This is a genomic window from Micromonospora sp. MP36 (genome assembly GCF_008119785.1).
Classification (GTDB): Bacteria; Actinomycetota; Actinomycetes; order Mycobacteriales; family Micromonosporaceae; genus Micromonospora.
The window spans coordinates 1-11,063 of record NZ_VSFA01000166.1 but is presented as its reverse complement, the minus strand read 5'-3'; the positions used below and the strand labels follow the sequence as shown (position 1 = coordinate 11,063).

Below are 11,063 nucleotides of genomic sequence, written 5' to 3'. Positions count from 1 at the left end.
CTAGCGAACCTCGATCACCAAATCTGCGTCAGGGCCCGGACGGCTGTCGTAGGCCTTGTCGGCGTGGAGCTTGTCCGGCCGCTATCGGCGGCGTCCGGCCGGGGTGCGGATCGCGGGCACGATGTCGAGCATCGGGAGCAGGAGCTGGCTATCGTGGACGTTCGCGGCGGTGACCGTGACAGCCAGGAGCGGACCCGCCCGGTCGCAGACGACATGGATCTTGCTGCCCGGTTTGCCTCGCTCGACCGGGTTCGGGCTGCGCTGAGGCGGTCGCCGCCAACGGTGCGGAAACGGTTCGCGCCGAGGCAAGACCCGAGCGGCCTCGCCTCGGCGCTCCTACCACAGGTCAGCTTACCGAAAGCTTGAAGTACGGCGATCCAGGAATGCTGCCATACGTGTTGAACGTGCTCGTCTTCCAGTCGTTGATGAACGCGTAGCCGAGGAAGACCTTGGCGCCGCTCTTGTATCCGTAGACGTTAACCCGCTCGCTGCTGTATTTGCCGAAGTGAACCGAAGAACAGTGGCCCGGGGACACAACGAACGTGGCGAAGCCGCCCCGATCCACAAATACGAGTTGCGAGCCGTAGTTGCCCTTGCTGCACACCGTTGTCGTGCCGGTGGACGCGAAGGCCGGACTCGCGGACACCAGCGTCCCCACCGTGGCAGCAGCGGCGAGAAGGCCGACAATCTTTGCTCGCCGCCATCCGCCACGCCGATCCTGAACATTCTTGGCCATGCTGTTTCGCTCCTGTCTGTCCGGTTGCCAGTTGCCTGGCGCATGTTCCGTACACCTCCCTTACGTGCACGGCTGGAGGATGGTTCACGGCTTCTCTGGTGCCAAAGTGATAGATTAGAGCCGATCAAAATCGGCAGTTGTTACGGTGAGTGATGACCATGAGTGCACTACTAGGCTGAGGCTCGCCAGCTAATTGAGCCATTCGGAGTAGCGGTTCATGACGTTCCGTGATCGGCGGTCAGGTCGTCCGGCTATGTTCGATGTGGAGTGGGACGAGGGCTACGGCCACGATGTCGCCGATCTTCAATGGGCAGAGGCTGACGTTGCGGAGGGCCTTGAACGTGGTTTTGAGCAGTGAGCTGCCTCTTCCCTGATGGCGCGTAGCGCCGCAGAGCGGTACGACCGAGAGGTCGATCCCGCCGGTCAGCATCACGAACAACTGTCCTGCTGCCAGGAAGATCAGCGGTGCGATCAAGCCCAGCATGCTGGAAATGGTGAAGGCCGACAGACACCGGTGACTTTGGCCGATGCCGACCAGTGTGAGCGCCGCGATGGCCAGCAACAGGAATGTGCTGGGCCTCTGCTCGCCGGTCAGCAGCCTGGTCAGCCGGCCGACGCGCCGTTCCTCTGAGCGGCGGCGCAGAAGCATCGCGATTGGACCCGGCTTCGGTCAACGAGGCAGCGGTAATGGCGTGGTCGGCGACCTCGTTCCCGACCAGCTCGGCGACCACCGCTCCCCGGGAGAACACCAGCACGCGGTCGCATGGGCCGGCAAGCTCCGCGTTGTCCGAGCTCAGCACGACCACCGGCACGCCGGCATTGGCGTGGCCGCGAAGGCGATGGTAGATGTCCGAGCGGACGCCAACGTCGATGCCCTGGGTGGGCTCGTCGTAGAGCAGCACCGTGGGCTCGGAGAGGAGGCACGCCCGAGCACGACCTTTTGCTGGTTGCCACCCGACAGGGTCTTCACGGCGGTGTCTGCCGACGGGGTCTTGATCCCCATCTCGGCAATCGTCCGGATCACCAGTTCGTGCTCCTGCGACAGCCGAATCACACCCCTTGTTAGCGGATTGTGCAGTTGCGGTGATCGACAGGTTTCCGCCACCGTATGGATCGGTGCCAGGCCTTCGATGTGCCGCTCCTGGGGCATCAGCACGATTCCGGAGGCACGCGCCGCCCGCGGGGTGCGAAGATCAGCCGTCCTGCCTTCCACCTGTACGTTTCCTCTGCCGGCGATGGCGCCGCCGAGGGGACGGATGAATGAACTCCCGCTGGCCATTGCCTTGACGCCTGCCAGACCGAGCCGGACGTCGACGTCGACGCCCTTCAGCCCTGGAGCACGCAGGCCACGCACGCGCAGCACCGGCTCTCCGAGCGCCTGCGCGCGGTCCGGGAACATCGCGTCGACCTCACGTCCCGCGACGCGTGTGATGATCTCCCGCTCGGTGACCTCTGCGGCGTTGTAGGTCCCCCGGATCTCCCCGTCGCGCAGCAGGGTGATTCGGTCGGCCAGGGCGAGCACGTCCGGCAGCCGGTGGCTGATGTAGACGATGCCGACGCCGGTGGCTGCCAGTCTCCGTATCTGGGTGAAGAGCTGTTCGGTCTCTGCTGCCATGAATGGTTCGGTCGGCTCATCGAAGATCACTACCTGCGGGTCGCAGGCGAGCGCCCCGCAGATCTCCACCGCCTGCTTCTCTGCAAGGGTGAGGGTATCTACCCGCGACTCAGGGCGGATGGGCATGCCCATTGGTGCCAGCCGTTTGCGTGCCCACTCGGTCGCCCTTGAGAACGGCGGCCGCTTCCGAGTCGGCACGGAGAGCATCAGGTTCTCGGTGACGGTGAGGTCGGGCAGCAGCGCGGGGTGCTGGAACGCGATGGACAGCCCGAGTTCCCGAGCGGCTACCGGCGATATCTCGATGATCTTTTGACCGTCGATCAATCATCCAGCAGTCGATACGTGACACCGCCCGCGGAGTACCAGCCGCCCGTGATCCCCGCCTTCCCTGACTGACGGTCTGGGCAGGACTAGGGTCTCTGTTCAGCGGCGATGGCCCTGGGTGCGCCTGGCGCTCGTGGCGGTCTTCTGCGCCGGCCTTGTTGCTGTGCCCGCGCGTAGGCCGTGCGGAAGCAGTTGGAAGCCGAGCGCGGCGAGGTGACGCCAGACGTCGCCACGGTTTGGCTCCTGAAGCTCAGCGCCGGCGATGAGTTGGGCCTCTCGCGGGTGCCGGCCGGGTCCCGCCACGACGAGCTGCGCCAGCAGTGGCGCGAGGACTGCGCCGAGATGACCAGCTCAGTCCGCCCACCGTCGAACCTTGAGAGCCGGGGGGCGAGCGTTATTTGTCCGCCCCGGGGTCGGATTGAGGGGTTTCTGACAGGCTATGGGCGGAGCGGCGAATGGCGCAAAGCGGGAGTGTGAACGAGAAAGGTTCAGGCGCCGTTGAAGAGTGTGTCGCTGCATCCCCCGTGGCGACAGGTGGTGGCAGCGGTTTTGCCCCGAACCCAACGCCGCTGCCACCACCCCATGCCGGCCGGGGTCGCGGGCGCGCGCTAATTAGCAGTGGTTTAGGGCTTTCACGGTTGGCCCGTCTGGGGAAGCAGCGTAGCGGCCGTGATCCCGACCTCGGGTGGTAACGGTGCTGGCTGGGCGGGTTCGCGGGCGAGCCGCGACCTGGCGGCCGGTGACGTAACGGCGGCGGGGACCGGCAAAAATGAGGTTGGGCAGGCAGCCACCTGTGGAGCGGACAGACAAGCCAGCGTCACGCCACGAGATGAGCCCTGCCAGTTCATGCGTGATGTGGGAGAACACTCCTGCCCAGAGCCTCACCGCCCGACTACGCGATTCGCCCTGGCCCCGCGTGCCGGAGGGCGCGCAGGGCCTCCGCGGCCGTCATGACTGGTCCCCGGTTGGTGGTTCACCAGTTATGAGAGCGTTGGTTGCCGGGTGGTGATCCACCGCTGGCGGTAGGCGTCGGGGGTGCGGCTGTGCTGCTGGTCTGCTCAGTGTTCTCGGCCGCGCCGTAGTCCTCGCACGGGTCCAGGTCCCGCTTTCTGGTTGCGTGGTCAGTGTGGACGGGTGTAGTGGCCCGGGCTTGTGTCCACCTTGTCGCGATGGTTGCTTCGGGGGGCATCTGGGCGGTCGAGAGATTCACGGTTTCCTCCAAGGCGAATTGGCCGCAGCGAGGAGAGGCATCGACGTCGTGCTATCCGGCCGGGGTTGCCTGTCGCAAGAGTGGAGCAGCTGGGGAGAGCACCGCTTCGCATGCACCCGTCCACCTTCGGCAGTAGACGAAGGACAGTCGTAGGCGCCTGACGATCCTCTTCGGAGTGACTAGCAGGTGACGTGAATGCGATCCTGATGTTTGGCGGAGGTCTATGCGAGCGGGAGCGGCGTGGCTGGTGGTCGACGCCGGTAGTGCCAGGACCACTGGGGTGGTGGCGTGGCCGGACGGCACCTGAGGCGCGCTGCTGTCCCGACGCCGAGTTTGGAGTTGCCCAGCGCGGCGCAGCGGTCCGTGATGTCCGGGGCGACGGTGTAGAGGCCCGGGCCGGGCATTCAGAATGAGGCCGCTGAGTACCTGTTCACTTGCATGCGATAGCTTTCCCTTTGGGTTCCCCGATAGCTGCATCGGGGAGAGTCGGAGTTCCTTGTCACGTTCTCCGGGGTGGTTCGAGCGAGAGGCGACAAGGCCTTGCTTTGTTTTGGAGGTAAACCGTGAGTTCCTACACCATCACCATCGCTGCGGACGACCGGAGTCGAGCGACCACGATACTGACAGTCGAGTTGGAGGGAACGACCGCGCGGATCGTTGAGCTGCTGGTACGCGCCGGTGAGGGGGACGGGTTGACTGCGGGCCAGATTCCTGCGGTTGATGTGGATCTGCTGCTGAAGGCGATCACACCGGCCGTCGGCGGGCAGCAGGCCATAACCGTCTCCCCTGCTGCCGCGGCCGACGCCCCTGTCGATCCAGCGCGTCTGGCCGTTGACGACGAGGGACCCGTCACCGACACGAATGCAACCCAGTCTGTCGGCGCCACCACGTCCACCGTTGAGGAGCCAGCGACGACCATCCCCGCGAACGACGTGGCCGAGGTCGCTGTTCCGAAGCAGCCGACACGGACGAATGCATCGACCGCCGGTGCGACCCGGGCAGGTGGGCGGAAAGCCGTGACGGGCGTCAAGGCCACGGTCTCGGGGCGGAAGGCCAAGAAGCAAGCACCGAAGCGTGAGGCGTCCAAGGAGAAGGGCCGCGTATACCGGCGGTCACCGGACGATCTCGAGTCGGTCTACCAGCAGGCGGGCAGCGTGGCGGCTGTCGCCGATCACTACGACGTGCCCCGGCACACCGCTCAAGGGTGGATCCGCACGCTGCGCCGTCGGCAAGCCAGCACGGCCGAGTGACTCATTGTGCGGCCGGCCATCAGCGTCGATCTGGCGGACGGGCCAACCGTCATCGTCGACCTCGAAATACCAGAGCGAGCGGCCCCAGTCGTCGAGCTCATCGCCTCTGGTCTCGTTCCAACGACGACGATAGAAGCGGTTCGGCACGGCGGCAGAATACCGTCACGCGACATCCCCTTCTGCTGCTGAGGTGGCGCACCACGCTTTGAGTCACCGCCACGTGCAGCTGTCCCTCTGTTCGGGCCAGCCGGGAGGTCGGTCCCGGTTCTGCATGCCGGATGATCGTGGCGTGGAGTACCTTGACCTGTCTCCGTACGACTACCTCAGCTTTCCGCTGCCGATGCGGACCGTCGGGTGGCTGGGGCGCCGTTACGGGGTGCAGGGCGCAAGCATGGCACCGATGACCGGCGCCGAGCTGGAGCAGCTCAAGGCCGCCTCCCGGCGGCTCGGCAGCCGCACGCTCGGCTGGCACGACTGCGACTTCTGCGGAGCCTTCAAGAGTAACGGCGAGTATCGCTACTACCTGCCCGACGGGGAGACCTACGCCGCACCGATGATGATCCTGCATTACGTTGAAGAACACGGATACCGGCCGCCCCGGGAACTGCGCGACGGCTTGCGAGCGGCCGGGCAACCGCAGTGGGACTGGCGCGCCGAGCGTTTGTACGCGGTGCTGCTGGACCAGTCGGAGGACCCGGATTTCCGGTGCCAGGCCGCGGTCGACCTCGCGAACTGGAACGACCCACGCGCGTTAGACGCGTTGCGGCGCGCCGCACACGATGAGGACCTGGCCGACGTGGCGGGAGACGAGATCGGGCGCTCGTTAGCAGCGTTCGTGGATCGCGGCCTCGCGAGGGATCTGATCGCCGAGGACCTGCACGACATTGTGCGGTACGGCTTCGACGAAGCATCGGGCCAGTGACGTCCAGGGGCATCCGCATCTGGCATCCGCCCGACCGCGCGGTAGCAGTTCAAGGATTGGGGCCCGGGCTGGGCCATTTCGGGAGCCCACTCATCATGAGTGGGCTTCCCGGAGCCTGGCCCGACCCGAACGGTGCTGCCACCCCTGGGTTCGGTGACGCGCGGTACGGCGCCGCGTGGTTGGGCAGGCCGGCCTTCAAGCGTAGTACGTCCGGGCCCAAAGCAGTGGTGTCCGCACATGCCGCGATCAGCGCGTCAGCCAGCTTGATCGAGCGGAACATGGTTCTCAGTCATCCCCGGTTCAGGGCAATGTCCTGGGCATGCCGAGTGCCACAGTTCCACGGGCTCGGGTGCGTTCAGCTTGAGCTGTCTTGTCACTCAGGTAGGCCAACGTGAGGTCGATGCCCTCGATCTCGCCGAGCCAACCTTCCGCCTCCGCTCGGGATTGCCGGGCCAGGAGGTCGGCTTCCCAGCCCCAGCAGGGCTGAGCCGGTCGCCATGTCGAGTGAGTACGGGCGGTGCCATCTACCCATGCCGCCATAGTGGTCGACGGCGTCGAACCAGCCGAGGAGCTGCGAGGTGCTGGTCCCAGCCACTCGTCGAGGACTGCGACCAGCACCGTCTCCCCGTTGGGCCGGCAGGCAACCGATCAGCGCACCAGCAGGTCGATCACACCCGTCAGGTCCTCCTCGCCACGGCCTTCCGCTAGGCGACGGCGCATCAGCTCGAAGTAGGGAGTGAGCAGCTCCGGGCTGACGCCCTGCTGCTTGGCGGTGCTCAGGAAGGTCGGCGTGCCGGCCACCTGCATGGCGAGATTGGAGACGACACCCTTGGTGTAGTCACCGCTGCGCAGATGGTCGGCGGTCTGGTGAACGGCTGGGGCCATCGCGACGAGCCAGTCGGCGAGCAGCGGGGCGAGCGCCGCCGGGTCGATGTCCTCCTTCCGGATCAGGGCGAAGGCGTGCGCGGCTCCGGCGAACATCCCGTACATGGCGCTGAGCAGGGCCACGTCGTGCAGGGCCGCGAAGCCCGCATCCTCGCCGACATAGGTGGTGCCGGCCGGGACCCGCAGGGTCTCCTGGTGCCGCTCGAACAGTTCCCGGCAGCCGCTGTAGAAGGCGTAGCCACCGGCTTCCGGGACGCCGATCATCGGCGGGACGGCCATGATCCCGCCGTCCAGGTAACGGGCGCCACGCTCGTGGGCCCAATCGGCGCGGGCGCGGGCCTGGGCAGGGGTGCTGGTGGTGAGGTTGACCAGGTCCTTGTCGGCCAGGTCGGTGCCGGCCAGCACCTCGTCGACGGAGGCGTCGTCCAACAGACAGACGACGACCAGGGTGTTCGCCGCGACGGCCTCTGCGGCGCTCGCCGCGACCCTCGCCCCCTCGTGGGCGAGTGCTGCGGCGCGGGCCGGGGTGCGGTTCCAGACGGTGAGCGGGTGGCCGGCGGCGAGCCAAGTACGGGCCAGCGCGGTGCCCATCGCGCCGAGGCCCAGCAGCGTGACAGGGCTCTTCTCAACAGTGTTCTGTGCCATGCCGATCAGCCTGTGCGCGGGCCCAGAAGTGATCAAGTACGCACTTCGGAGTGGGTGGTTACCCTGGGGTGAGCATGCAGGTCAGAAGGTGGGGCATGACGACGCTGAACCGGCCAGGCGCACCAGACGGACACGCCTGCGGGATCGACACCGCGATGGAGGTGATCGGCGGTAAGTGGAAGGTGCTGATCCTCTGGGCGCTGCACGAGCATCCCTACCGCCGCTTCGGGGAGCTGCGTCGACTGCTCCCGGGGGTCACCGAGAAGGTGCTGGCCTCCCACCTACGCGAGATGGAAGCGGACGGCATCGTGCACCGCGTCTCCTACGACGAGGTACCGCCCCGCGTCGAATACTCGCTGACCGAAGACGGCAAGCGCCTCAACGACGCGCTCCAGCCACTGGCTGCCTGGGGACGCGAGCGGCCCACCGCTCGGCGGCTGGCGGAGCGAGCGGGGTAGGTGTTCCGCCGTGCGGTGGAGCTTGTCGGGGCGCCATCGTCACCGTGCCGCACCGGCAGCGCGATGCTCAAGCCGATGCTCGACCACGTGCAGCCGCACCTCGGGCAGGTCGAACACCTGCCGTGTCTCCATCGAGGTCACCGGTGCCCGCCGCAACGACCGGCCACAACACCGGCACGCCGCCGGACGATGCCTCACCACCTCGTCCGGCACCTCGACCTGCCGCAGCGTGAAACCCGCATCCCCCGGCTGCTTACCCGGCGGCCGATCCGCCGGCAGGCGCCGCGACCGCGGCGGTGGCTTGACCGGCCCGTCCGACGACGGCGACTTCGACGACGTCCGCGAATCCCTGCGCAGCAGCGCCTCCAACTCCGCGACCCGCCGCGTCAACACCTCGATCCGCGCGTCCCGCTCAGCCAGAGCCGCTTCCAACCGCGCAAGCCGCTCCAGCAGCTCCACAACGAACGGCAGCGAGTCGGACAAGACGGCCAGGACGACCCAAATAACCAGCAAAGATCAAGCCAGACGATCAAGAACCTGCTGAATGGTTACCGGGACGGCTGTCCATTCGTCGTCGCTGATGCGCGCCTGTGTGGGGTCGTGGAGGGCCACGGGCGTGGTGGCGGCGATGTCGGGGTTGTGCATGGCCAGGTGGGGGCCGTAGTCGGCGGTGGCGGCGCGGCCCTCGATGGGGCCGTGCAGGGACAGCGCGGCGGTGGTGGTGACGGCGAGCAGCGCGTGCGGGGCGCGGTCCTCGACGCTGTCGAGCAGGGCCATCCTGAAGGTGTCGCGGCTGCGGATGTCGGTCAACGTGATGAGGGTTGGCCGGCCGGTGGTGGCGTTGTCCCAGCTGAGGACTTCGAAGTGGTCGCTGGCGAGGGCGAGGAAACGCTGGTAGGCGCGGTTGGCGGTGTCGAAGGGGTATCCGGCGTCGTGCATCGCGAGTGTCTCCTGCCGGTGGCGGGGTGGGGTCCTCGGGCGAGGACGGCGACGGTTTCGCCGAGCAGCAGCGGCGCTCCGTCGGGGCCTTCTCCGCACCACGAAGATCAGCTATGCCATTGGGTCAGGGGCTGGAGCCATGCGCTTGCTACGCCGCGTGACCGTCGGCAGTCCCCTTCGTGTCCGGGTAGGTAACCGATGAGTGGGCACCGCGAAGCTTGGCCCGGGCCGTGACGTCTCGGCTCGGTGCTGCGGTGTCTTCCGTGTCAGGGGTCTTGGTCGATCGTGGTTACAGCTGGGCTGCGGTGCGGATGAGGCCGGCGACTGCCAGGGAGCGGCTGTGCGGGGGCCAGGCGAGAACGGTGGTGACGTGAGGTGAGTCGGTCAGGGGGATAGCGGCGTGCGCGCTCCACAGCCACGATTGGGCTGAGGCGCAGTGGACGCCGACGGCCTGGCCTAGGGCAATCAGCTGGGCCAGTTGCAATTGGTCGTGGATCTCGGGGCCCGGGCCGGGCTCGTAGGTGGCGTCCTGACGGGGCCACCGGGCGAGCGGCAGATCTCGTATCGCGCTGATATCGGCCATGGTCAGAGACGTGCGGGCGGCGAGGGGATGTCCGGCGGGCAGGATGGCGATCAGCTGCTCGGTTAACAGGTCTTCGGTGTCGAATCCGGCGAGGTCGTCGAAGGGGCGGTGCATGAGTGCCACGTCGGCGCGGCCGTCGCGTAACACCCGCGCCTGGTCTCCCATGCCGCACAAAAGCACCTCAATCTCGGCCGAATCGGGTTCGGCGGCATAGGCATCGAGAAGCTTGCGTAACAGTTCGTGATTCATGCCGGCCTTGGTCGCCAGCGTCAGGCTGTTCGGGGAGGACGCGGCGCGGCGGGTGCGGCGGGCGGCAGCGGCGGCTCCGTCGAGGACGGTGCGGGCCTCGTCAAGCAGTACCTGACCCGCGCGGGTGAGGGTGACGCCGCGACGGCTGCGTTCGAGCAGGATCACACCGAGTCGCCGTTCGAGCTGTTGAATCGCCCGGGACAGGGGCGGCTGAGCGATGCCGAGGCGCTCGGCTGCCCGGCTGAAGTGCAGCTCCTCGGCGACGGTGACGAAGTACCTGAGTTCGCGCGTCTCCAGCGTGTCCACCGCACCACGATACGGCGGTGATACCGGGCGGGTATCACAGTGCACCTGATCGGTGTTGGGACACCGACCGACGGTGGGCCACCATCAAGGTCATGAGCGACCAGAAGACCGCGTTGGTGACCGGCGCGAACAAGGGGATCGGGTACGAGATCGCGGCAGGGCTGGGCGCGAGCGGTTACCGCGTGGCGGTGGGCGCCCGCGACAAGGCCCGGGGCGAGGCGGCCGTCAAGACTCTGTACGCCGTAGGGGTGGACGCGTTCGTGGTCCCGCTGGACGTCACCAGTGACCGCAGTGTCGCCGAGGCGGCGGAGCTGATCGGACGGCAGGGCGGGCGCTTGGATGCACTGGTCAACAATGCCGGTATCTCGGGAGAGATGGGACCGGGTTGGGTGCAGGATCCGACCACGCTCGACCTCGACGTCGTTCGCGCGGTCGTGGAGACCAACGTCTTCGGTGTGATCCGGGTGACCAACGCGATGCTGCCGTTGTTGCGCCGCGCATCATCGCCGCGCATCGTCAACGTCTCCAGCAGCGTCGGATCAGTGACCTTGCAGGCGGACCCGACCATCGACGTCGGGCCGATCATGGCGGCCTACGCGCCGACGAAGTCGTACCTCAATGCCGTCACCGTGCACTACGCGCGACAGTTCACCGGCACCGGCATCCTCGTCAACGCCGCCTGCCCTGGCCTGGTCGCGACCGATTTCACCGGCCTGCAAGGACGGCCGCCCCAGGAGGGAGCGGCCATAGCGATTCGCCTGGCCACGCTGCCCGACGGCGGCCCGACCGGCTCATTCTTCAACGACGACGGCGTCATCCCCTGGTGACTGCGCAGGCCCGGCGACGAACCGATGGCCAGGGCCGGGTCCGCCTCATCCTCGGCACACGAGACCCGCCTGCGCGGTTTCACGTTAGGCAGGGCACCGCAGGTTGACAACGTT

General features: G+C 67.2%; 10 protein-coding genes and 2 pseudogenes. 4 read left to right on the top strand and 8 right to left on the bottom strand.

The genetic code is table 11. The features are described from left to right. Positions 1-84 precede the first annotated feature (84 nt). The 4 genes and pseudogenes from FXF52_RS38825 to FXF52_RS38810 all read right to left on the bottom strand — a co-directional run. Positions 85-255, bottom strand: a pseudogene (locus FXF52_RS38825) (transposase); the annotation flags it as partial. Between the two features lie 91 nt (positions 256-346). Beyond that, on the bottom strand, positions 347-736 hold the full coding sequence (locus FXF52_RS38820; RefSeq protein WP_148804650.1) for a hypothetical protein: 390 nt from the start codon (positions 734-736) through the stop codon (positions 347-349). A 238-nt stretch (positions 737-974) separates the two neighbouring features. Beyond that, positions 975-1,103 (bottom strand): annotated as a pseudogene (locus tag FXF52_RS38815) (IS5/IS1182 family transposase); the annotation flags it as partial. A gap of 426 nt (positions 1,104-1,529) precedes the next feature. Further along, on the bottom strand, positions 1,530-2,675 hold the full coding sequence (locus tag FXF52_RS38810) for an ATP-binding cassette domain-containing protein (protein ID WP_148804649.1): 1,146 nt from the start codon (positions 2,673-2,675) through the stop codon (positions 1,530-1,532). Positions 2,676-4,448: 1,773 nt separating this feature from the next. Between FXF52_RS38810 and FXF52_RS42220 the strand changes: the two genes are divergently transcribed. Then, positions 4,449-5,135 (top strand): hypothetical protein, encoded by a 687-nt coding sequence (locus FXF52_RS42220; protein WP_187413977.1) that lies wholly within the window; start codon positions 4,449-4,451, stop codon positions 5,133-5,135. Between the two features lie 289 nt (positions 5,136-5,424). After that, positions 5,425-6,057: a HEAT repeat domain-containing protein gene (locus FXF52_RS38800; RefSeq protein WP_148804647.1), complete on the top strand. Its 633-nt coding sequence runs from the start codon at positions 5,425-5,427 to the stop codon at positions 6,055-6,057. 648 nt (positions 6,058-6,705) lie between these two features. Here FXF52_RS38800 and FXF52_RS38790 read toward each other — a convergent pair. Next, positions 6,706-7,587, bottom strand: coding sequence for an NAD(P)-dependent oxidoreductase (locus tag FXF52_RS38790; protein WP_148804646.1), 882 nt, complete (start codon positions 7,585-7,587; stop codon positions 6,706-6,708). Between the two features lie 95 nt (positions 7,588-7,682). Here FXF52_RS38790 and FXF52_RS38785 point away from each other — a divergent pair, with 95 nt between their 5' ends. Then, entirely contained in the window at positions 7,683-8,045 is a 363-nt protein-coding gene (locus tag FXF52_RS38785) for a helix-turn-helix domain-containing protein (protein ID WP_148804645.1), read from the top strand. 39 nt (positions 8,046-8,084) lie between these two features. Here FXF52_RS38785 and FXF52_RS38780 read toward each other — a convergent pair whose 3' ends face one another. From FXF52_RS38780 to FXF52_RS38770, 3 genes are all read right to left on the bottom strand, one after another. Continuing rightward, complete coding sequence (locus tag FXF52_RS38780; protein ID WP_187413976.1) at positions 8,085-8,504, bottom strand: DUF6444 domain-containing protein; 420 nt, start codon at positions 8,502-8,504, stop codon at positions 8,085-8,087. A gap of 57 nt (positions 8,505-8,561) precedes the next feature. Further along, positions 8,562-8,984, bottom strand: coding sequence for a hypothetical protein (locus FXF52_RS38775; RefSeq protein ID WP_255472841.1), 423 nt, complete (start codon positions 8,982-8,984; stop codon positions 8,562-8,564). A gap of 289 nt (positions 8,985-9,273) precedes the next feature. Next, on the bottom strand, positions 9,274-10,113 hold the full coding sequence (locus FXF52_RS38770; protein ID WP_222870918.1) for a LysR family transcriptional regulator: 840 nt from the start codon (positions 10,111-10,113) through the stop codon (positions 9,274-9,276). Positions 10,114-10,214: 101 nt separating this feature from the next. Here FXF52_RS38770 and FXF52_RS38765 point away from each other — a divergent pair, with 101 nt between their 5' ends. Beyond that, positions 10,215-10,949: an SDR family NAD(P)-dependent oxidoreductase gene (locus FXF52_RS38765; RefSeq protein WP_148804642.1), complete on the top strand. Its 735-nt coding sequence runs from the start codon at positions 10,215-10,217 to the stop codon at positions 10,947-10,949. Positions 10,950-11,063 lie beyond the last annotated feature (114 nt).